The organism is Thermoanaerobacter thermocopriae JCM 7501 (assembly GCF_001310975.1).
GTDB lineage: Bacteria > Bacillota > Thermoanaerobacteria > Thermoanaerobacterales > Thermoanaerobacteraceae > Thermoanaerobacter > Thermoanaerobacter thermocopriae.
This window is the reverse complement of sequence record NZ_BAZY01000008.1, coordinates 70,891-94,621: the sequence shown is the minus strand read 5'-3', so window position 1 is coordinate 94,621 and position 23,731 is coordinate 70,891. Positions and strand designations below refer to the sequence as shown.

General features: G+C 35.0%; 13 protein-coding genes, 7 pseudogenes and 1 riboswitch. Of the genes and pseudogenes, 6 read left to right on the top strand and 14 right to left on the bottom strand.

Annotated features, from left to right (window positions below; all coding sequences use genetic code 11):
* Positions 1–389: 389 nt before the first annotated feature.
* From JCM7501_RS05195 to JCM7501_RS05165, 7 genes and pseudogenes are all read right to left on the bottom strand, one after another.
* Positions 390–803: pseudogene (locus tag JCM7501_RS05195) on the bottom strand (magnesium-translocating P-type ATPase); the annotation flags it as partial.
* 100 nt (positions 804–903) lie between these two features.
* Positions 904–1,439 (bottom strand): annotated as a pseudogene (locus JCM7501_RS05190) (phosphatase PAP2 family protein).
* A gap of 244 nt (positions 1,440–1,683) precedes the next feature.
* On the bottom strand, positions 1,684–2,322 hold the full coding sequence (thiT, locus tag JCM7501_RS05185) for an energy-coupled thiamine transporter ThiT (protein ID WP_028992354.1): 639 nt from the start codon (positions 2,320–2,322) through the stop codon (positions 1,684–1,686).
* 60 nt (positions 2,323–2,382) lie between these two features.
* Positions 2,383–2,485, bottom strand: a riboswitch (TPP riboswitch).
* Positions 2,486–2,607: 122 nt separating this feature from the next.
* Positions 2,608–4,491 carry an ABC transporter ATP-binding protein gene (locus JCM7501_RS05180; protein WP_028992353.1) on the bottom strand — a complete coding sequence of 628 codons (1,884 nt, stop codon included), beginning with the start codon at positions 4,489–4,491 and terminating at the stop codon, positions 2,608–2,610.
* Positions 4,488–6,712, bottom strand: a pseudogene (locus tag JCM7501_RS05175) (ABC transporter ATP-binding protein). The gene JCM7501_RS05180 and the pseudogene JCM7501_RS05175 overlap by 4 nt, the downstream one beginning before the upstream one ends.
* A 75-nt stretch (positions 6,713–6,787) precedes the next feature.
* Positions 6,788–7,234, bottom strand: coding sequence for a MarR family winged helix-turn-helix transcriptional regulator (locus JCM7501_RS05170; RefSeq protein WP_028992351.1), 447 nt, complete (start codon positions 7,232–7,234; stop codon positions 6,788–6,790).
* A gap of 160 nt (positions 7,235–7,394) precedes the next feature.
* On the bottom strand, positions 7,395–7,862 hold the full coding sequence (locus tag JCM7501_RS05165; protein WP_028992350.1) for a methylated-DNA--[protein]-cysteine S-methyltransferase: 468 nt from the start codon (positions 7,860–7,862) through the stop codon (positions 7,395–7,397).
* A gap of 304 nt (positions 7,863–8,166) precedes the next feature.
* Here JCM7501_RS05165 and adhE point away from each other — a divergent pair.
* Positions 8,167–10,784 (top strand): annotated as a pseudogene (gene adhE / locus JCM7501_RS05160) (bifunctional acetaldehyde-CoA/alcohol dehydrogenase).
* A gap of 21 nt (positions 10,785–10,805) precedes the next feature.
* On the opposite strand, the pseudogene JCM7501_RS05155 reads toward adhE, so the two are convergent.
* The 4 genes and pseudogenes from JCM7501_RS05155 to JCM7501_RS05145 all read right to left on the bottom strand — a co-directional run bounded on the left by JCM7501_RS05155 (position 10,806) and on the right by JCM7501_RS05145 (position 14,307).
* A pseudogene (locus JCM7501_RS05155) lies at positions 10,806–12,088 on the bottom strand (SH3 domain-containing protein).
* Positions 12,089–12,231: 143 nt separating this feature from the next.
* Positions 12,232–12,378 carry a hypothetical protein gene (locus tag JCM7501_RS12905; protein ID WP_154653790.1) on the bottom strand — a complete coding sequence of 49 codons (147 nt, stop codon included), beginning with the start codon at positions 12,376–12,378 and terminating at the stop codon, positions 12,232–12,234.
* A pseudogene (locus JCM7501_RS05150) lies at positions 12,365–13,497 on the bottom strand (aldo/keto reductase). The gene JCM7501_RS12905 and the pseudogene JCM7501_RS05150 overlap by 14 nt, the downstream one beginning before the upstream one ends.
* Positions 13,498–13,632: 135 nt before the next feature.
* Positions 13,633–14,307 (bottom strand): beta/alpha barrel domain-containing protein, encoded by a 675-nt coding sequence (locus JCM7501_RS05145; protein ID WP_012996107.1) that lies wholly within the window; start codon positions 14,305–14,307, stop codon positions 13,633–13,635.
* A 508-nt stretch (positions 14,308–14,815) separates the two neighbouring features.
* Here JCM7501_RS05145 and JCM7501_RS05140 point away from each other — a divergent pair.
* The 5 genes from JCM7501_RS05140 (at position 14,816) to JCM7501_RS05120 (ending at position 20,475) form a co-directional block, all read left to right on the top strand.
* Entirely contained in the window at positions 14,816–16,558 is a 1,743-nt protein-coding gene (locus tag JCM7501_RS05140; RefSeq protein ID WP_028992346.1) for an ABC transporter substrate-binding protein, read from the top strand.
* A 61-nt stretch (positions 16,559–16,619) separates the two neighbouring features.
* Complete coding sequence (locus tag JCM7501_RS05135) at positions 16,620–17,585, top strand: ABC transporter permease (protein ID WP_028992345.1); 966 nt, start codon at positions 16,620–16,622, stop codon at positions 17,583–17,585.
* A 12-nt stretch (positions 17,586–17,597) separates the two neighbouring features.
* Complete coding sequence (gene opp4C / locus JCM7501_RS05130; RefSeq protein ID WP_012996110.1) at positions 17,598–18,518, top strand: oligopeptide ABC transporter permease; 921 nt, start codon at positions 17,598–17,600, stop codon at positions 18,516–18,518.
* Between the two features lie 11 nt (positions 18,519–18,529).
* On the top strand, positions 18,530–19,513 hold the full coding sequence (locus JCM7501_RS05125) for an ABC transporter ATP-binding protein (protein WP_013150942.1): 984 nt from the start codon (positions 18,530–18,532) through the stop codon (positions 19,511–19,513).
* Positions 19,510–20,475, top strand: a complete 966-nt coding sequence (locus JCM7501_RS05120; protein ID WP_028992344.1) for an ABC transporter ATP-binding protein — start codon at positions 19,510–19,512, stop codon at positions 20,473–20,475. Before JCM7501_RS05125 ends, JCM7501_RS05120 begins: the two co-directional genes overlap by 4 nt.
* Positions 20,476–20,931: 456 nt before the next feature.
* Here the strand turns inward: JCM7501_RS05120 and JCM7501_RS05115 are convergent, their stop codons facing one another.
* The 3 genes and pseudogenes from JCM7501_RS05115 to JCM7501_RS05105 form a co-directional block, all read right to left on the bottom strand.
* Positions 20,932–21,567: an MBL fold metallo-hydrolase gene (locus JCM7501_RS05115; RefSeq protein WP_028992343.1), complete on the bottom strand. Its 636-nt coding sequence runs from the start codon at positions 21,565–21,567 to the stop codon at positions 20,932–20,934.
* Between the two features lie 55 nt (positions 21,568–21,622).
* Positions 21,623–23,306, bottom strand: a pseudogene (gene argS, locus JCM7501_RS05110) (arginine--tRNA ligase).
* 1 nt (position 23,307) lies between these two features.
* A complete protein-coding gene (locus JCM7501_RS05105) occupies positions 23,308–23,730 on the bottom strand; it encodes a YwiB family protein (RefSeq protein ID WP_028992341.1) in 423 nt (140 codons plus the stop codon).
* Position 23,731: the final 1 nt, after the last annotated feature.

Genomic DNA, 23,731 nt, shown 5'->3' with positions numbered 1-23,731 from the left:
ACTATTTCTACATATTAATATAAATTCCTTCTTTGTTTACCAAAATTTTATATTTTGTAACATTGTTGTAACATTTTAATTTTATAATGTGATGTGTTAAAAAGAGCAGGATTTCTCCTGCTTATGTTTTGAAATATTTCTACTTGTCTGTATCCGTTGTCTAAAAAATGTTATAGCACGTTTCCAAATCTTTTTATAAATCTCCCTTTAACATATTGTGCCAAAGTCAAGTATGCAAGAAGCGTAGCTATTAAGAACAAAAAGTATATCCCCGGTAGAGGCATCATTCCAAGCTTCGCTCCAAAAGAAGTAAATGGCACAATCGTTCCTACTGTAACAGCTGCTGAGGTAAAAAGCAATAGCGGCCATGAAGCAATGCTTTGTATAAGGCGTATTTCATCTGTTAAAGGAACTACTTCGCCTTTGTACTCAGCGTATTCGCATATGGAAAGCATCTCTTTAACAGCGCCTTTCGTTACAAGCTGCCTTTTTCCACCTTCGCTCTCTAAAACTACAGACATCCTCCGCCTTACAAAATCAAAGGGTACCTCATCAACTTTTTTATATATTTTCTCCAAACCATTAAAACCCTTTTCAGCTCCATACTCTAAAATGGCTACATCCATCAAGTTCCTTAGACCTGTTTGATAAAAACTGTTTAGGTATGCATGTCTTAAAACTCTGTCATCTTCATTCCCATGTATGTCAAGATGTTTCTCTACAACTATTTTGTTTAATGTCAAAGTACCAGTTTTGTCAGTACAAAGCACATCCATTGCTCCAAAATTTTGGATAGCATCTAAAGTAGTCAATCCCTCTCTATCCGTACCTAATTGTGCCAAAACTTCATCAACATCTTTTCTAACAAAATCAATTAATTCTGTCAATCTTTTTCAAATTTTTTTACAAAAACAGCCTTGTCCCTATAAAATGAGTTAAATAAGAAAAAGTAATGCCTATTGTAGAACCCATTAATACATCTGAAGGATAATGTAGTCCCATATATATTCTTGAAAATCCCACAAGTACTGCAAGTAAAATTAAAAATACTGTAAGGCTTGGAAAAAACATTGAAAAGGTTATAGCGAGTGAAAAGCTGGCAGTAGCATGGCCTGAAGGAAAAGAATAATCCTTTAAAAGATGTTTAAAAGTGTTTGTGTTAGCTAATACCATATAAGGCCTTGGCCTTGTATATTTTCTTTTTAAAAGTTGAACAAACAAATGACTACTTACAAGCGCTGTTAAAGCTTCTAAAGCAGAGGCTTTCACTTCGTTTTTTCCAAAAAAGATTAAAAATAAGCAAGAAAATATTGTAAAAAAAGGCCCACCTATATGAGTTATTTTTGGCATTATTTTGTCTAAAATATTACATTTTATTCTTTCATTTATATAGAAAAAATATTTTTATCCTTGTCAAGAAGTACTTTTTTTATTTGCATCAGTAAAATCCCCCTACAGTTTCATTTTACTATATATATTATCGTATTTTTAAAAGCTTTGCTACTCTTTTATGACCCTTCTAGTTACAATGGATTTTCTCTAAAAACTTTGACTAAATTATCTTATGATAACATTAAAAAAACATTATAGAAATGTTAATTTTATGTTAAATTTCTTCTTACAAAATATTCTACTATTATTTTAGCTATTCACTGTAAAAAATAAAAAGGGGAAATACCCCCTTTAAATAGTTGCTTTCTTTTTAATTTCCTCGATAGCATTGCTAACTTGAGGAATTAACGAAACCACAAAACATATTGCAACTTCCACACCTATTATACTTCCATTGACTAAAAGTGAATAAACTATAGGGCTCATTCCATCTGGCGCATAGCTTGCAAAGAAAAATACACCTGATAAAAAATGAGAGAAAAATCGTCCAAATCCACCGACTAAAATTCCCAAACTTAGGTTTTTTCTAAAAAAGCCAGCAAGTCCTAAAGCACCAAAGGCCAGCGGATAGTCGAGAAGTACTTGCACCCATTGGACTATAAATGGGTCCTGAATAAGTTGTAAAAATCCATATGTCATTCCTACAATCACACCAGGACCTGGTCCATAATAGTAGGCAAAGATAAAAAGGGGCAACATGCTGGCAGGTGTAATAGAACCACCTTGAGGCCAGTGGTAAAATCTTATATAAGACAGCACGAAAGAAATAGCAATTGAAAGTGCACCATATACAAGCATTTTTGTGTCAAATTTGACACTTCTTCGCATAAGATATAAAAGAAAAGCTAGCAATAAAATTGCCAATAAAACCGATAAAGTCACTGGCTTTATTTTGGCAAAATCAGAAAAAATACTTAAAAAATAAGACATAAACAAAAACACCTCCATTTTTTAGGAGGCTATGTTCGCTGAAAAAATACCGCGAAATGCGGTATTTTTGAGCCGCATTCCCTACGGAGGCATTACCCTCATCAGGTTCTAAGGGTTTGGCATCAATGCCATCTCAGCCATTAAGGCTCCCCCAGCGGACATAACCACCTATTTTGTTTTCACCTTTAATTTATCATTTTCTGTAATCTGTGTCAAGAATAATTATCAAGTGCGGATAACCAAACTTTGTAGGTTGCTTATGTTTTGCACACACATCAAATGGTATTAACTTGCCATCTCCTCTTCTTTTTCAAACTGGCTGTTATAAAGGTTCGCATAGAAACCACCTTTTTTAAGAAGCTCTTCGTGTGTACCTTGCTCTACAATATCTCCATGGTCCATGACAAGGATCAAGTCAGCATCTCGTATTGTAGAAAGCCTATGAGCAATTATAAAGCTTGTGCGTCCTTTCATAAGGTAATCCATAGCTTTTTGTATTTGTACTTCTGTAAGTGTATCTATAGAGCTTGTAGCCTCATCGAGTATGAGAATTTTTGGATCTTTCAAAATAGCTCTTGCTATGGTTAGTAACTGCTTTTGCCCTTGAGAAATATTTGTGGTCTCTTCATTTAATACCATGTTATAGCCACCCGGCAAAGTCTTTACAAAATGATCCACATAAGCTGCCTTAGCAGCCTTTATAACTTCCTCATCAGTAGCATCAAGACGACCATATCTTATATTGTCCATAATAGTACCATTGTAAAGCCATGTATCTTGAAGTACCATGCCAAAAAGTGAACGCAAATCTTCCCTCGTAAAATCTCTTATATCATGACCATCAATTAAAATAGCTCCTTCATTCACATCGTAAAAGCGCATTAAAAGTTTCACTATAGTAGTCTTTCCTGCTCCAGTAGGACCAACAATTGCAACTTTTTGTCCTGCTTTAATAGAAGCAGAAAAGTTATTTATTACCATTTTATCAGATCTATATCCAAAACGAACATTTTTAAACTCCACATTCCCTTTTATATCTTCAATTTTTACAGGCTGTGGATTATCTGGAACTTCTTCTACCTCCTCCAAAAATTCAAATACTCTTTCTGCGCAAGCAGCAGTTTGTTGCAGTATATTAGAAATATTTGCAATCTGAGCAATAGGTTGTGTAAAAGAGCGGATATACTGTATAAACGCCTGAATATCCCCTACTTCTATTGCATTTTTTATAACCAACCAACTACCCAAAACTGTAACTGCCACATAGCCCAAGTTTCCTATTACATTCATAAGAGGCATCATAATACCTGTCAAAAACTGTGATTTCCAAGCCGCTCCGTACAAAGTGTTATTTAATACATCAAACTTTTCAATGCTCTTTTTTTCTCCATTAAAAGCCTTTACTATATTATGACCTCCATACATTTCCTCTACATGACCATTTACATGTCCTAAATAATCCTGCTGCTCTCTAAAATACCTTTGTGAATGTTTGACAATAAAGGTAATTACCAAAGAAGACAAAGGAATTATCAAAATCGCTACTAAAGTCATGAGCCAGTTTATGGTAAACATCATAATCAAAACGCCTACTACTGTCGTCACAGAAGTAATTATCTGAGTTAAACTTTGATTAAGAGTCTGAGTAATTGTATCCACGTCATTTGTAATACGAGACAGTATCTCTCCTTGATTTGTGCTCTCAAAATACTTAAGAGGCAACCTATTAATTTTTTCTGAAATTTCTTTTCTAAACCTGTAGGTAACTTTCATTGCAACCCCAGACATTATCCATCCTTGCAAATACCCAAATAAGGCACTTAAACCGTATAAACCTATGAGAATTAAAATTATCTTTCCTACATATTCAAAATCTATTCCAGTGCCTTTCCCCGTTATCTTATCCATTACACCTTCAAAAATTTTGGTTATGGCTTTACTGAGTATTTTAGGACCCGCAATGGAGAAGGAAGCACTAAGCGCTGCTAATATAAATACACTTATTATAGAAAATTTATAAACTGATAAATATTTTATCAACTTTTTCATTGTACCTTTAAAATCTCGCGCTTTTTCTCCACCGCGAACCATGCCATGGGGGCCACCTCCCATTCCTGGCCCGCGAAGTCTGGGCATATGTTTGGGGTCTATTCTTTTATTTTCACTCACGCCAATTCCCCCTCCGACAGCTGTGATAAAGCTATTTGTCTGTAAGTTTGGCAGTTTTTAAGTAGTTCTTTGTGTTTCCCTATGCCCACAATTTTCCCTTCTTCAAGCACTATTATTTGATCTGCATGTAAAAGAGTTGACACCCTTTGTGATACAATTATAACAGTGCTTGATTTTAATCTTTCTCTCAAGGCTTTTCTTAAAGCTGACTCTGTTTTAAAATCAAGAGCCGAAAAACTTTCATCAAAAATATATATTTCAGGCTTTTTAACAAGAGCCCGGGCAATAGAAAGCCTCTGCTTTTGTCCTCCTGATACATTGGTTCCTCCCTGTGCAATTTCTGAATCAAACTTTTTGCTCTTTTCATTTATAAATTCCATTGCTTGTGCAATTTCTGCTGCTTCTTTTATTTCCTCGTCAGTAGCCTGGTCATTTCCGTATTTTAAATTCGATTTAATTGTACCACTGAAAAGCCAACTTTTTTGAGGTACATATCCTATTCTGCTTCGCAAGTCCTCCTGCCTTACTTCTTTCACATCTACCCCATCCACTAAAACTTGTCCTTCCGTGGCATCATAAAATCTCAAAATTAAATTGACTAAAGTGCTCTTCCCTGAACCTGTCCTACCTATTATTCCTACTGTCTGCCCTGGTAAAACCTTGAAGTTTATATCCTTTAAAGCGTACTCTTCTGCGCCAGGATATTTAAAAGATACATTTTTAAATTCTATACTTCCAGCCATATTTTCATTAAATTGTTTTGGATTTTGTGGGTCTTTTATAGAAGGCTCTGTAGCCAAAACCTCAGCGATACGCTCTGCCGACACAGATGCTCTTGGAATCATTATAAAAAGCATTGAAAACATCAAAAATGCAAAGATAATTTGTATAGCATATTGCATAAATGCCATCATGTCTCCCACTTGCATGCCGGAATTTTGTATTTGGTGAGCTCCCACCCACACTATTAAAAGAGTAACTCCATTCATCACAAGCATCATAGATGGAAACATAACAGCCATGGCACGATTTACAAAAAGTCCTACTTTTGTAATATCTTGATTAGCTTTGTCAAAACGTTCTTCTTCAAATTTCTGATTATTAAAAGCCCTTACCACCATTATTCCTGACAAGTTTTCACGAGTAACTAAATTTAATCTATCAATCAATTTTTGCATTAACAAAAACTTGGGCATCGCAATGGAGTATAACACTGATATTATGCCTAAAAGTACTATTACTGCTAAAGCTATAATCCAAGACATCGAAACACTTTTGCTAAGAGCTCTAAATACTCCGCCTATACCCATTATAGCGCATAAAAGACCATTCTTATCATAATTACAAGAAGCATTTGTATTTGTGTAATGTCATTTGTAGTTCTTGTTATCAAAGAAGCCGTAGAAAATTTATCGAATTCTGCATTAGAGAAGCTTTCTACTCTTGCAAATAAATCTCTTCTTAAATCTCTCGCAACTGCCGCTGCCACCTTTGATGCAAAAAATGCTACCATAATAGTGCTTAATGCACTCAGTCCAGTTATCAATAGCATTATAAGGCCAGTATGAAGAATGTAATCAGTTTGAATTTTGTTTGTATCTATGCCAATTGCCTTGTATTCATCTTTTACAGCCATTGTTGCAGCTTGTATAACCATATTGTCTCCCAAAGAAGCAAACTTTTTATTCATTTCATCTCTTACTTTAAGAAGCTGTTCCTCTGGCAGTTGGGACATCATAGAAAAGAGGTCTACATTTGCCGGTATTTTCTTTCCATCGAATTCTATACTTCCGTTTTTTGCATTAGCCTTTGCTTGCTCAATACCCTTAACAGCAAGCCAAGCTTTTCCTAAACTCAAGTTTATTTTGTCAATCTCTGAGCTATCTATATTTTTAAGCACATATACAGGTTCTTTTGAAAGAATGGGATATTTTTTTATATATTTATTATAATCAACACTGGATTTATCTACTAATGTATAGTCGTTTAATATCTCTCCCTTTTCTTCAGGTGTAACAAATAGCAAAAGTTTATCCATTTCGCTTTTTCTTATAGCCTCAGGCACTGCATTTATTATGCCACCTTGCTGTATTCCAACATTGACCATTTTTGACATATAGTCAGGCAATGACAAATCACTCATCGCTTGAACAAATATGAAGAACACTGCTAAAAAAAGTAAAAGAACGTATGGTTTTAAATACTTTGCCAGTTTTACCATATCACCATCTTCTCCTTTTAAAAATTTGCCTCAAGATCTTTCGATATTCCTTAGTGAGAACTAATTCTTTAATTCTCAGTGCAAATCATTTTGTTTTTCCAATATTTTTTTCAGTGATTCCAATCCTTCTATTATTTTGTTAAGGTCTTCTGGACTTGCTTTGCTGATTAATTCCTCAAATTTCCTTTCCGCTTCTTTGAAGTGCTTTTGGAAAGTGTCTTTGAACTTAGAAGTCACACTCACATAAACAACTCTTCTATCTTTAGTACTTCTCGTCCTCTCTACCAAACCTTGCTTTTCTAATCTGTCAATAATTCCAGAAACAGTACTATTAGAAAGCCCTAATTTTTGACTTAAGTCGCTCACCTTCATTGCCCCATAATGAGCCAAAATGCCCATAAGCATTCCTTGAAGACTTGTAATGTCAAAATCTTTGCATTCGTATTTCATAGAATGCTTTATAATATCCATTATTTGTTTTAAAAGCTTAAGTATTTTCAATCCGTTGTTTATCTCTTCCATTTTCACCACCACAGTTTAAATTGTTTCGTATGCGAATATTTTGTATCTGAATATTTCTAATGCAAAATATATTTTATTCCTTTTATAATATCATGTCAACACTTCTTAAAAATTTTTCAAAAATAAAATAAAAGACACCGCTAAAAATTTTATAGCGGTTTTACACCTCTACCCCTTCATGTCTTAATAAAAACTTTTTTATCTCAATCCCCCCTCCAAAGCCTACTAAATCGCCCTTACTTCCAATAACTCTATGACACGGTATAATAATGGGAATAGGATTTTTATTAAGAGCTTGCCCAACTGCTCTTGCTGCTTTTGGTTTTCCAATTAATTTAGCAATTTCTCCATATGTTTTAACTTCCCCATAGGGAATTTTTGAAATTTCACACCACACAGCTTTTTGAAAATCTGTACCTTGTAAATCTATCTGTAAATTGAATTTTTTTAATTCCTTACTAAAATACAAACCAAGTTGATGCATACACTCTTCAATATATAAATCGCTGCCTTCCTTAAAGCCTTCTAATGAAGATTTTTCATTTTCAAAGTCAATGCGGCATACACCTTTACCTGACGAAAAGATTGTAAGTATACCAATAGGTGACACAAATTTTTTATATATCACAGTCTCATCTCCTTAAAACTATAAAAACTGGCAAATTAATTATAACACACCGTGAAAAAATATTGTAAAATTTTTTGAGTAATCGTTTCAGGCTATTTTAACTCTATTGACAAAATTGAATCGTTGTTGTACTATAAAAGTGTTAAGAGATTGTTAAATGAATAACAATTGAAATATTGCACAAAATACCGTTGATAAGCCGAAAGTTTTTATAATATACCCTAAAATTTTTAAGAATCGCCTAACAATCTCTTTATTTTATTAAAATATTTTGTTAAATTATTATCAATATGGAGGTGTGCTTATGCCTACTTTATTACAAGAAAAAAAGGAAGCAAAAGAAAAAACAGAAGTAAAAGAAACAACAGATGTTAAAAAACAAATAGACCTATTAGTAGAAAGGGCGAAAAGAGCCCAAGAAAAATTCATGTCATACACTCAGCAGCAAATTGATGAAATAGTCAAAGCTATGCACTAACGGGCATAGAAAAGCATGTAGAACTGGCAAGATTAGCTCATGAAGAAACAAAAATGGGTGTTTATGAAGACAAAATAACGAAAAATCTCTTTGCAGTAGAATATGTGTACAATTATATAAAAGACAAAAAAAACTGTAGGCATCCTCAAAGAAAACTTAGAAGAAAATTATATGGAAGTGGCAGAGCCTGTAGGAATTATAGCCGGAGTAACACCTGTCACAAACCCTACTTCTACAACAATGTTCAAATGCCTAATTGCTATTAAAACAAGAAATCCAATAATTTTTAGTTTCCATCCCAAAGCATTAAAATGTAGTATAGAAGCAGCAAAGACCATGTACGAGGCAGCATTAAAGGCGGGTGCTCCCGAAGGATGCATAGGTTGGATTGAAACACCTTCAATTGAAGCAACGCAACTTCTCATGACACATCCCGGTGTCTCCCTTATCCTCGCAACAGGCGGTGCAGGAATGGTAAAAGCTGCTTATAGCTCAGGAAAACCCGCCCTTGGCGTAGGTCCTGGCAATGTCCCCTGCTACATTGAAAAAACTGCAAATATTAAAAGAGCGGTCTCAGACCTAATACTTAGCAAAACTTTTGACAATGGCACAGTATGCGCATCAGAACAAGCTGTGATAATAGATGAAGAAATAGCCAATGAAGTAAAAAAATTAATGAGAGAATATGGTTGCTATTTCTTAAATAAAGAAGAAACTAAAAAGTTAGAAGAATTCGCTATAGACAAAAACACCGGTTTAATGAATCCAGCAGTTGTGGGTCAGCCTGCAGTGAAAATTGCTCAAATGGCTGGATTTAAAGTTCCTGAAAATACCAAAATACTTGTAGCTGAATATCCAGCTGTAGGTCCTGAATATCCTCTATCCAGAGAAAAACTAAGCCCAATACTTGCTTTATACACAGTCAAAGATTACAAAGAAGGTATAAAAAGATGCGAAGAAATGATACAATTCGGCGGACTTGGTCACTCTGCGGTAATACATTCTGAAAACCAACAAATTATTAATGAATTTGCAAATAGAGTACAAGCAAGTAGAATCCTTGTAAACGCCCCTGCTTCACAAGGCGCTATTGGAAACATTTATAACACGGCTACTCCATCTTTGACTTTGGGTTGCGGTACAATGGGTGGAAATTCAACAACAGATAATGTAAGTGTTTATAACCTTATAAATATAAAACGAGTTTTTATAAGAAAAGAGAGAATGAAATGGTTCAGAGTTCCACCACAAATCTATTTTGAAAGAGGGTCAATACAGTATCTATCACAAGTAAAAGGCAAAAAAGCCTTTATTGTAACAGACCCTGCGATGGTTAAATTAGGTTTTGTAGATAAAGTGACATATCAATTAGATAAAGCAAATATTAAATATGAAATTTTCTCTGAAGTAGAACCAGACCCATCAGTTGACACTGTAGAAAAAGGGATAAAAATAATGAAGGAGTTCGAGCCTGACTTACTAATAGCTATAGGTGGTGGTTCTGCAATAGACGCAGCAAAGGGAATGTGGCTTTTTTATGAGTACCCTGACACAAAATTTGAAGACTTAAGGTTAAAGTTCATGGACATAAGAAAAAGAACTTATAGATTTCCTGAACTCGGCAAAAACGCTTTATTTATCGCAATACCAACCACCAGCGGTACAGGTTCTGAAGTCACAGCCTTTGCAGTTATAACAGACAAAAAGAAAAATATAAAGTACCCTCTTACAGATTACGAATTGACACCAGATATTGCTATAATAGACCCTGACTTTGTCATGACAATTCCACCCTCTGTAACTGCAGATACAGGTATGGATGCTTTAACTCATGCCATTGAAGCTTATGTATCCGTTATGGCATCAGACTATACAGACGCCCTCGCAGAAAAAGCCATAAAACTGATATTTGAATATCTCCCTAAAGCATATAAAAACGGACAAGACAAAGTCGCCCGCGAAAAGATGCACAATGCTTCTTGCATAGCAGGAATGGCATTCACAAATGCATTTTTAGGAATAAACCACAGTATGGCCCACATACTTGGCGCTAAATTCCACCTTCCCCACGGAAGGGCAAATGCGATACTTCTGCCCTATGTCATAGAATACAATGCTGAGTTACCTAAAAAATTTGCCTCATTCCCACAATATGAATATCCCAAAGCAGCCGAGAAATACGCAGAAATTGCAAAATTCTTAGGACTTCCTGCATCAACCACTGATGAAGGAGTAAAAAGTCTCATTGAAGCAATAAAAAATCTCATGAAAGAGTTAAATCTTCCTCTTACACTTAAAGATGCGGGAATAAACAAAGAAGAATTTGAAAAACAAATAATGGAAATGGCTGATATAGCTTCAACGACCAGTGCACCGGTTCAAATCCAAGAATGCCATTGGTATCAGAAATTGCAGAAATATATAGAAAAGCCTATGGAGAATAAGGGTAAATTTTCAGTTTGCCCTTATTCTATTTCCAAAATAGAAGTAAATTTTTCTATAAAAGGCACTCCTGAAATTGTTGTCAAAAGACTTGAGGTTACCATGACCTCATTTACAGGAACAAATTCATATCTACCTTCTTTTTTCTCTCCATATCCATGAAAGTCATGTATTATATAAGGAATACCTTTTTCTTTTCCAATATAAATCATAGCATGCTCTGGCATATAGACTAATGCCCCCGGTTTTACACTACCAAAAACCTTTATCCTTTCTTCAATTGACATTCCCTCAGTAAATTTATAGGATTTGTCCCCGCTTATTTCCTGATCATTAGCATTCCTAGGAAGCCTTATGCCAAAGGTTTTAAAAACATACATTATATAGCTTGAACAATCTCTTCCCCCAAAACTATCTCCCCACCCATACCTATCACCTAAAAGTTTAAAAGCTTGTTTTAGAATATTTTCTCTTGTATAGGAAGGTACCCGACATTTACATCTTCCTTTTTTGAAATCAAAGCATGTCTAAACTCAAGATTCCCTTCTTTATTCCTAATAGGTAACTTTACAAGATAGTTTCCTTCCACTGATTGATTACCAACTTTTCGTAATTTTTTTTCTTCTTCAAGATATATTTTAGTACCCATAGTAAATTCCAGTTTAGAAATGCTTTTATCAAAAGGGTTGTACTGAGTCTTTATGTAGTTTCCTGTAACAATCAAAAATTTATAGGAATTTACATAATCAAATAGCTCTTTTTTGTTTTTTGCAATTGCAATGTCCTCTGCTTTAACCCATCCTCTGTAATTATACATCTGTATAAAAAACCATTTTTTATCTTTGCTTTTGTGTAAAATAATTACAGGTTCTAAAGCTTGACACCCTGTCTCTTGAAACCTGTCAATTTCTATATCCCCTTGTTTGTCAAAAATAGCTTCTTTCGTAGGAAAACTTCTTAGAGAAGTATTCTTAATTGCTAAACCGTACATAGCAGAATTTACATCCTCAACTTCTTCTAAATTTGTATTTTTTATTATATCTTCATAAAAGTCTTTTTTTATGAGATTACCATACTTATCGTACATAGGCTTTTTAGGTATCTCATAACTTTTAATCAATTTAATAAGTTCATCTTTTTTTAAATTATTTTCGTATGTCTCAAGGTTATATACTGTAGCTACCTTATTTATTATCTTTCCATTAAAGTTTTCAATCTCTCGTTGTGTCATAATAGCCTTATCAGCATTGTCTAATTTTCTAAGCCAATATTCCGGAGTTAACATCTCTTCAGAAAACTCAAACATATAAAACTCCCCCTCATAAACAATGAAACCAGCCAAAAATTTATAGAAAAATTTTAAAAAAATGAAACTAAAAGCAAATTTTTTCGTCTATACTATAGAAATATGTTTTTAAAAGGAGCGGTAGACTAAATGGAGAAAAAATCTTATTTGGCCATCATTTTATTACTAGGTCTTATCTGCTTTCTTCTTGGAATAGCAATATTTTTAACAGCTTTTCGCCACGGTATTACATAAAAAGGAGAAGAAGCAAAATATAAAACTTCTTCTCCTTTTTCGCTATGCTCTTTCAAAATAATCTGCAACCTCTTTAAGATACTCAATTATTGTAAGATGTTGTGGACATACGCTCTCACAGGTACCACACTCAATACAGGAACTCGCTTTTGCATCCTTCAAGTTTTCATAACCCCTGCGGTTATCTTCATAAGTGTTATACATATGAGCCTCATTGTAAAGCTCAAAGTTTTTCGGTATATTTACTCCATTTGGACAAGGCATACAGTAATTGCACCCCGTACAAGCAATTGGAGAAAGCTCTTTGTATTTGTTTCTAACTCTATTTACAATCTCAAGTTCCTCTTTTGTAAGGATATTTACTCCTGACCTTTTTGCACTTTCTATATTTTCTTTTAACTGCTCAAAGGTACTCATACCACTTAAAACAACCGAAACTTCTGGCTGATTCCATAACCATTGAAGTGCCCACTCAGCAGGGGTACGCTTAACCTTTGCAGTATCCCAAATGTCTCGCACTGCTTGTGGAGGGTTGGCAAGCCTTCCTCCTCTTATAGGCTCCATTATTACAACACCTAAACCCTTTGAAGCAGCATATTTTAGCCCTTTTTCTCCTGCTTGTACGTCTATGTCCATATAGTTATATTGTATTTGACAGAAATCCCATTTGTCATAATAATCTACAATTTCTTGGAATACGGGATACTCATCGTGAAAAGAAAACCCTATGTATCTTATCTTCCTTCTTGTTTTTTCTTTTCAGCCCAGCTTAAAGCATCAACTTTTTTCATGTTCTCCCATTTATTTTTATCTAAAGCATGCAAAAGATAAAAATCTATGTGGTCTGTCTGAAGTTTTTTGAGCTGTTCATTTAAATATTTGTCCATGTCTTCTTTTTCATTAATTAACCAGGTGGGAAGTTTCGTAGCAAGAAAAGTTCTTTCTCGGTAACCATTTTTTAAAGCTTTACCTGCAATTATTTCGCTGTTACCTCCATGATACGGCCATGCTGTATCAATATAATTTACGCCATTGTCAATGGCATACTTTATCATCTTTATCGCTTCAGCCTCATCTATTTTATTGTTGTCGTTATCAATTACAGGAAGTCTCATCAAACCAAATCCCAAAGCAGATACTGCTACACTTAGTTTGCCAAATTGTCTGTATTGCATCCTCATCCTCTCCCCGTTATTAAATGTTTTAATTTATTATATCATAGTTAACTTTGTAAACAAAAATTCTTTTGCATTATACTTATTTAATGAAGCAAACCGATAAAAGAACTAAAAAGCCCGTTTATTTTATTCTCATTCTTTTTCTTTCCTATATTTGTCCATTACCTCAGAAAAAATTTCCGCATTTGTAGGAGGAGTATAAGATATAGCATTAGCACCTGCTTCTATTGTTTTTAAAATAGTCTCTTCTGTAGGGCCTCCTGTAGCAATGATTGGTATATCCGGGCAAATATCCCTTACATATTTTACTATATCAGGTGTCTTTTGTGCACCAGATATGTTGAGTATTGTAGCACCAGCTTCCACTCTCCCTTTTATGTCTTCTTTTTCTGAGACAATAGTTACAACGATAGGTATGTCTATTGCTGCTCTCATTTTTTTAATTATGTCGTTGGCAGTTGGAGCATTTACAACAACCCCCATGGCACCCTGAAATTCAGCATCAAGAGCCAAGTTTATAACCCGTCTCCCTTGTGTAAGTCCTCCACCTACACCGCAAAACACAGGAATATCTGCTGCCATCATAAGAGCATGAGTAATCACCGGTTGAGGAGTAAAAGGATACACAGCTAAAACAGCATGAGCATTAGTATTTCTAATAAGAGCGATGTCTGTGGTAAAAACGAGAGATTTTATTAATTTCCCATAAACTTTTATACCTGAAGCTTTTTGATGAATGACCTCAGGAACTAAAACCATTTTTTGCCTTAAAAGTGAAGTTACTTCAGGAACAAAATTGTCTTTCATCCTATCACCATCTTAGCTTTATATTTTATAGAAAATATTATACCAATAATTGTTTATAAATCAATATTTTTTAAGATAAGAATTGAGTCTTATTCCAAAATTGTCCGAAACCAAAATAAGAAAGCGATAGAAAAATAATTTTATTATTTCTTTACTTTTTATTAATCAAAAACCATTTTTAACTTAAAAATAATATTAAATTTTAAATTAACTTCTGTTTTTGCAAGTTTTTTTGAAGTTTTATTAAATTTTTATGAAAAAATTCTCAAAATGTGTACTAAAATGCCTTTTGTTTGCATAAAATTAAAATAGACTTTTAAAAATCATTAACAGTTTTTATGTCTGTATTTTAATATATTTAAAAATATATGCACGAAATTCAAAAAACACCTAAAGAACTTACATTTTTAGCAGATATATTGCGAACATATATTAGATATGCTATAATAGAAGCTAACTATATAATTGCTAATTATATTATAAATAAAATTATAAGGGGGATTAAAAAATGCTAAGAAAAAAGTGGCTTCCTCTAGTCGTAATCTTAATTTTTACCCTATCTGTTATCTTGACTTCCTGTGGCAAGACAGAAAACCAATCGACTCAGCCTTCCGAAGAAACTAAGTCAACTCCCACCGCTTCAGTTCAAGATAGTGACAACTGGACTAAAGCAAAAGACACTTCAAAAATACCAGAAGCATCAAAGTCTCGCACAGACACACTCATAATAGGTCTCTATGCACCAAAAGGGGTTTTTAATCCTCTTTATGCTGAAGCAGCATACGACATTTACGTAAACAGCGCTATGTTTAATAGTCTACTAGAGGTAGACTTCGATGGAACATACATTCCATCTCTTGCAAAGAGTTGGGATATAGACAAAGATAATAATACTATCACATTCCATTTAAGAGATGACGTGAAATTTAGTGATGGAACACCTTTGACAGCTAAGGATGTAGAATTTTCTTATTATGTACTAGCTGATCCTACTTATGATGGGCCAATTGCTTTATCTGCAGCAGGAATCAAAGGGTTTAAAGAATATAATGAAGGAAATGCAGACAAAATTGAAGGGATAAAAGTAATAGATGACCATACAATACAGATTCAATTAGAAAAAGTTTTAGGAACTTCTTTATCAGACCTTAACATTCCAGTTATTCCTCAGCACTACTATGGAAAAGACTTTGCTAAAGGCAAATTAGATGGAGTAAAGGCTCTTGAACAACAACCACTTGGATCAGGGCCATATGTATTTGAAAAATTTGTTCCTGGTCAAGAAGTTCGCTTAGTAGCAAATGAGAATTACTGGAAAGGTGCTCCAAAAATTAAACACTTGATTTTTAAAACTACAACAGAGGAAACAGCTGTTCAAATGTTACAAACCGGTGAAACAGACTATGAGACCTCAAACATCACAGCAAAGAAAGATAACGTAGAGTTGCTAGAAAGCCTTGGATTTGTTGATTATAGCTTGCTTCCAACTAATGGTTATGGCTATATAGCTTTCAATCACAAACTGCCAAAATTCCAAGATGTAAGAGTGCGTAAAGCATTAGCCTATGGTCTTAACCGCCAAGCTATAGTCGATGCTGTATATCAAGGTTTAGCAGAAGTAAGAGATGTGCCACAGTCTAAAGTATCATGGGCATATCCAGATGAAAAAGACATAATACATTATGACTATAACCCAGAAAAGGCTAAGCAGCTTTTAGATGAAGCTGGTTGGAAAGTTGGCCCTGATGGTTATCGTTATAAAGATGGCCAGAAATTTACTATTCACTTCCTAGCTTCATCACCTAATCCAGTAAATGATGCATTAGTGCCAATGGCAGTAGAAAATTATAAAGAATTGGGTATAGAATTTGTGGCAGAACCTCTTGATTTCAACGCCATAATTGAAAAGGTCAATAAAGGCGATTTTGAAATGTACTTCATGGCTTGGGGATTAACTCCTGAACCAGATCCTTATACTACATTCTTCTCAAAAGGGTCTCAGAATAAAATAGGATATGCAAATCCAAAAGTTGATGAACTTATCCTAAAGGGCCGTGAAGAAATAGATATTAATAAGCGTAAAGAAATTTATCATGAACTTTACAAAGTATTAAACGATGACTTGCCATATATCTTCCTGTATCAGAGAAATGACCTCAATGCAAAGAATTGCAGAGTAGTAGGATTCCAGATTTCATCCTTCAGAGATTTCACAGAATCCCTATATCAAGCAGAAATTCTTCAGTACTAATTTAAACTTAAAAAGCCCGGACTGTTAAGGGCCGGGCTTTTCATCTATTAGGAGGGATAAAATGACTCAGTTTATTATACGCAGACTATTGCAGAGTATTCCTACATTAATTGGAGCTTCTATAATAATATTTTTAATTTTTGCAATGGCACCTGGTGACTACGTCACCTCTCAACTTCAAAATCCTAAGATGACTGAGGAAAGGGCCGCACAATTAAGGGCCCTTTATGGATTGGACAAACCATTACCGCAAAGGTATATTTCTTGGGCAAGCGGTGTTTTAAAAGGTGATTTGGGCGACTCTTTAATGTTTAAAAAACCTGTTATACAAGTAATAAATGATTTTATATGGAATTCATTTATATTGGGAGTAGCCATAATGTTTTTTGAATGGTTAATTGCCTCTATAGTAGGTATCTATTCTGCTATACGGCAGTATTCTGTATTTGACACTATAGCTACCCTTCTTGTATTTATCCTTTACTCTTTGCCCTCTTTCTTCTTAGGTCTTGTTATGCTTAAAATCTTCGCAGTAGACCTCAGGTGGTTCCCACTGGGGGGCATGATAACAACTGGTTCTAACTATACTGGATGGGCTCATATAGTTGACGTCGCAAAACATATGGTACTTCCTGTTGCTACTCTAACTTTAATAAGTGTAGGGGGTTTAAGCCGCTATTTTAGGGCAAATATGTTAGAAGTCATAAAGCAAGACTATATAAGGACTGCCAGAGCTAAAGGCTTGAAGGAAAGAACTGTTATTTTTAAACATGCTTTAAGAAATGCTCTTCTACCTTTGATCACTTTGTTTACTTTAGAATTACCTAGCTTATTTGCAGGTGCAATGATAACAGAAAGAATATATAATTGGCCAGGTATTGGTAAAGTAGTTTTAGAAGGAATTTATATAAGGGATTATCCGTTATTTTTGGGATACACAATGCTCATAACTGTTCTTACAATTTTAGCAAATATTTTAGCTGACGTTTTGTATGGCATCGCTGATCCACGTGTAAGACTTAAATAGGGGGGATAGAGCTTGGAACAACTCAAACCTCTTGACTATAAAAAGAAAAATAATTTAAAAAAAGCACCTTCGATTTGGAAAGACGCTTTTCATAGATTTTTAAAAAATAAATACGCCATATTGGGACTGGTAATTTTGACTTTTATGTTACTGTTCTCATTTGTAGGGCCTTATTTTTCGCCTTATCTGGATGCAAAAATAGATGTATCAAAAGGAAATCAACCACCCAGTGCAGAACATTGGCTTGGTACAGATAATCTAGGAAGAGATGTACTTTTAAGGCTTATGCTTGCAGGTAGAATTTCCCTCACAATAGGGATTGCTGCTACTTTAATAATTGTTTTAATTGGTGGAACATTAGGCTCCATCGCAGGATATTACGGAGGTTGGTTAGATGTCATAATAATGAGATTAGCAGATATCATTTATGCTATGCCAGGTCTTCCTATTTTAATCATGCTAGGTGCAATAATGTCTGACTTAAAAATTCCACCTTCGCAAAGAATATATTATGTCATGTTCATTTTAGGATTTATATCGTGGGTAGGACTTGCAAGACTTGTAAGAAGTCAGATACTAAGTTTAAAAGAGCAAGAATTTATGCTGGCAACAGAAGTTTTGGGTTTAAGAGATAGTAAAAAAATAATAAAACACCTTTTCCCCAACGTTTTACCAACTGTCATCGTTGCTGCAACACTAGGAGTAGCTAACGCAATATTATTAGAATCTGCTTTAAGTTTCTTAGGACTTGGAGTAGTCCCTCCAACACCTTCATGGGGTTATATGCTCTCTGCCGCAAACAACATGATCGATTTTGTGAAGCGTCCGTGGCTTTGGATTCCACCGGGTGTCGCCATAATGCTGTCTGTTGTAGCTATAAACTTTATTGGCGATGCCTTAAGAGACGCTTTTGATCCTAGACAAAAAATTTAGGAGGAATCAAAATGGCAAAAAACTTAGTGGAGTTTCGTAACCTCAAAACTTTTTTCTATACATCAGAGGGTGTTGTAAAAGCAGTAAATGACGTTAGTTTTTCTATACGAGAAGGGGAAACGGTGTGTGTAGTTGGTGAATCTGGCTGTGGAAAAAGTGTAACTGCTTTGTCTTTAATGAGGTTAATTCAATCACCTCCGGGAAAAATTGAAGGGGGAGAAATAATCTTTGATGGACGGGACGTGCTTAAATTAAGTGAAACAGAAATGAGAAAAATACGCGGTAATGAAATAGGCATGGTATTTCAAGAACCCATGACTTCTTTAAACCCTGTGTTAACAATTGGAGAACAAATAATGGAGCCTTTGATGGTTCATAAACTCATGAATAAAAAAGAGGCTTGGAATAAGGCTGTTGAACTTATAAAACAAGTTGGAATCCCAAGAGCTGAACAGATAATGACAAGTTATCCTCATGAGTTAAGTGGTGGCATGAGACAGCGTATAATGATTGCAATCGCTTTAAGTTGTGACCCGAAACTCCTCATAGCTGACGAACCAACCACCGCTCTTGATGTTACAATTCAAGCCCAAATTCTTGACCTTTTGAGAAAAATAAAGCAGGAAAGGAATATGGCTTTAATGCTTATAACCCATGACCTTGGAATTGTTGCTGAAATGGCTGACTATGTAGTAGTTATGTACGCTGGAAAAGTCATTGAAGAAGCCCCAGTGAAAGAACTTTTTAAAAATCCTAAACACCCCTATACAAGAGGCCTTCTAAAAGCAAAACCAATAATTGGCCAAAGAAAAGAAAGATTGTATACAATCCCTGGTCAAGTACCAAATCCTATTGGTTTAGGAGATTACTGTTATTTTAGCGATAGGTGTGAATTCGCAATGGAAGTTTGCCGCCAACAAATACCTCAACTTAAAGCTGACGAAAAGGGACACAAAGTTGCCTGCTGGCTCTATGAAGGAGAGTGGAAAAAATGAGCGAACCTTTAATAGAAGTAAAAAACCTTAAAAAATACTTCCCAATACGAGGCGGTATTTTACAAAGGACAATAGGATATGTAAAAGCAGTAGATGGAGTAACATTTACTATAAATAAAGGTGAAACTTTAAGTCTCGTGGGAGAATCTGGATGTGGTAAAAGCACAGTGGGACGTACCATAATAAGGCTGTATGATAAAACTGATGGAGAAATTTTTTATAAATCTATTCCCATTCATAGCCTCAAAAAAAGTGAACTTAGAAAACTAAGGCCTAAAATGCAATTGGTTTTTCAAGACCCATTTAGCTCTTTAAACCCACGTCTTAGAGTAGGAGATGCCATAGGAGAAGCTCTTTTAGACCATGGACTGGTATCAAAAGAAGAACTGCGAGGCAAAGTTATAGAAACAATGGAAATATGCGGTTTAGCTCCTTATCATATAGACCGCTATCCTCATGAATTTTCAGGTGGCCAGCGTCAGAGAATTGGCATAGCCCGTGCACTCATTTTAGACCCCGAATTTATCGTGTTGGATGAGCCTGTATCATCACTTGACGTATCAATACAAGCCCAAATAATCAATCTGCTTATGGACCTGCAACAACAAAAAGGATTAACTTATTTATTTATCTCCCACGATTTGAGTGTTGTAGAACACATAAGTACAAGAGTTGCTGTAATGTATCTTGGGTCAATAGTTGAAATGGCAGCGCGAGACGAGATTTTTGACCATCCTCTTCATCCTTACACCCAGGCACTTTTGTCTGCCGTTCCAATTCCAGACCCAGACTTAAAGAGAGAAAGAATAATTTTAGAGGGAGATATCCCCAGCCCTGCTAACCCTCCAAAAGGCTGCAAATTTCACACAAGATGTCCTCTTGCTAAAGATATATGTAGAGAACAAGTGCCAGAATATAGGGATGTAGGTGGAGGGCATTTTGTAGCTTGCCATTTGGTATAGCTACATGCTTTCCACTTTATTTTTGTCAACACAACAAAAAAGTAAGGCTCGTAATGGTCTTCGCTTCAGCCAGTACAAATCTTTTCATACCTTACTTAAAAGGCAAGGTATTGCAAAACCCATACTGACCTATGCTCGACTATTACAGATACCTTAGAAACTTTATGCGTCTTGCATAAAGCTTCCAGTCTAAGTACATAACGTACCTCGACCTGCGGAACCTATAATAGTCTTAGCTCGACTATAATACATCCTTTTTAGCTTAAAAATTTAAGCTTCATAGAGACATATTATAATCTGCCCGCCGACTGGCATCCGACCTTTTGATCGAAGACCAATCTTTGGCCGGCCATCACAGAACTTGCGTCCTATGGTGACCTTGGCTCGACCATTACGAACCTTACACTATTATATTGCCCCTTTTGCCCTCTTATATTCATTTATTTTTAAAAAATTTTACTGATAATTTAAAGCAATTACCTTTGGTTCTCCTCCCAGGTCTTCTTTCTTCACATCCAGCTGGGAAGATGAAATCTTTTTACCTCCTGTCATACTTAAAAAGTTGTCAACAGTATCAATAGGAAAATTGATAAGCTCTGTTTTGTAATGCATCGGAATAGTTATTTTTGGTTTTAATTGATTCATCACTTCTACCGCTTGTTTGGCATCAATTGTGTAATAACCACCTACAGGAATAAGTAGTACATCAACAGAACCTATTTCTTCAATTTGCTTCTCTGTCAAAATATGTCCCAAATCCCCCATGTGACACACCTTAATGCCATCAATGTCAAACACAAAAACTATATTTTTGCCCCTTTTTGTCCCCTGCTCCTCATCGTGGAAAGTACTTACACCTTTTATTTTTATGCCTTTTATATCATGTTCTCCTACTGTGTCAACAATATCAAAATTGCCCTTTATTGCCTTAAAATAATTGTGATCAAAATGGGAATGAGAAGATGTCACAATATCCGCTCTTACATTCGGCATAGCATACCCAACTGATTCATCAAAAGGATCTGTAACAATAATAGTTCCCCTCTCAGAACTTATTTTAAAACACGCATGCCCCAACCATTTTATATTCATAAATTAACACCTCCTAACCATATTATACCACAAAAAATAGGCGGAAAACCGCCTTTTACATCCTTTCTGGTGCAGTTATTTTTAATATGTCTAAAGCGTTTTTTATAACAGTTTTTACTGCTAATATAAGCACAAACCTTGCTTTCATCAAATTTTCTTCTACGCCTTTTACTCTATGACTGTTGTAAAAAGAATGGAAAAGAGATGCCACATCAAGTACATATCTCGTAATCCTGTGGGGTGTCAATGTTCTTGCAGCAATAGTAATTTCTTCCGGAAAATATGCCAATTTTTTAATAAGGTCTTTTTCCTCTTCTTCTTTTAAAAGACTTAAATCTACCTCATCTATATTCTCTATTTTTACCTTTTCTTCTAACTGTCTTATTATAGAGCAAATTCTCGCATGAGCATATTGTACATAAAATACGGGGTTTTCATTTGATTGTTCTTTAGCCAAGTCAAGGTCAAAGTCTATTGGGCTGTCTGCAGACTCATGTTGAAAAAGAACCTTGCTGCATCTTTGCCCACTTCATCTATCAAATCTCGTAGTGTCACCATTCTGCCTGTCCTTTTGGACATTTTAACAACTTGACCGCCTTCTATGAGTTTCACAAGCTGCATTAAAACAACATCAAGCCTGTCAGGTCTATACCAAGTGCCTGCATTGCCCCTTTCATAGGAGCAATATGGCCGTGGTGATCTGCTCCCCACACATTTATAACCCAATCAAATCCGCGGGTTATAAATTTATTTTTATGATAGGCTATGTCAGAAGCAAGATATGTGGGAAATCCATTGGCTCTTACTAATACATCATCTTTTTCTGCGCCAAATAATGTCATTTTAAACCACAAAGCCCCATCTTTTTCGTAAGTGTATCCTTTTTGCTTGAGCTCTTCAATTACTTTATATACTTCTCCGCTGTCATAAAGAGATTGTTCAGAAAACCACACGTCATATTCTATACCATAAAGCGCTAAATCCTCTTTTATTTTCTCTAAATTTTTCTTAAGTCCATATTCTACGAGTGCCTTTCTTCTCTCTTCTGATGGGGCATCTTTATATTTTTCTCCGTATATTTCTAAAAATTCTCTTGCTCTATCTATTATGTCCTCACCGTGGTAGCCGCCTTCGGGCACTTCAGTCGGTATACCCAATAGTTGCAGGTATCTTGCCTCAAGGGAATATCCAAACTTCTCTATCTGATTTCCTGCATCGTTTATATAAAATTCTCTTGTAACATCATATCCTGCATAGTCAAGCACTGACGCCAAAGCATCTCCCAAAGCACCACCTCTTGCGTTTCCCATATGCATAGGACCCGTCGGATTTGCCGATACAAATTCCACTTGTACTTTCTTGCCCTTCCCTATATTTACACGTCCATAATCTTTTCCTCGCTTATATACGAGCTTTAAAGTTTCTTCCAAAAATTTATCATTCAAAAAGAAATTAATAAAACCAGGTCCTGCTACTTCAATCTTTTCTATAAAAGTATTTGAAGTGTCCATTTTTGAAACAATGATTTCTGCAATCTTTTTAGGAGACATTTTAGCCTGCTTTGCCATTATCATCGCCGTGTTTATTGCAAGGTCACCGTGTTGTTTTTCTTTTGGCTCCTCTATTTCTATCTCTGGAATAGATTCTATATTTATCAAACCTTCTTTTACAGAATTCTTAATAGCGGTAATCACCATGTCTTTTATTTCATCTTTTACTTTTTGTATAATGTTTTCCAAATCAGTTTACCTCCCGCACTTTTAAGTATAGTTCATTATCGCTCACAGTCTTGTTATTTAAATCAAGAGCATATTTTATAGTAATCTCACCGCCCGCTTCGGACATAGCTACCTTTACATCCGTTGGCAAAATCCCTAAAAGAATTTTTCCATAAGGTGTATCATAATCAGACTCGTACCTTTTATTCTTTTCAAAAACCATTTTAGATTTGTTAGTACCAAATCGTAATAATGTAACTTTGTCTTCTGTAATTTTTAAAGTAGTAGTAGTTCCATCCATTCCCGAGAGTTCACTTTCTTCATATACTACATAAAAAGTATTACCTTTAATGTAAAAATTGCCTTCTGTAATAAGTTCTATTGTATCAGATTCATTTTGCTCGTTTTTTTGAGTACCCTTTACAGATATAATCGCTTTTTTCAAC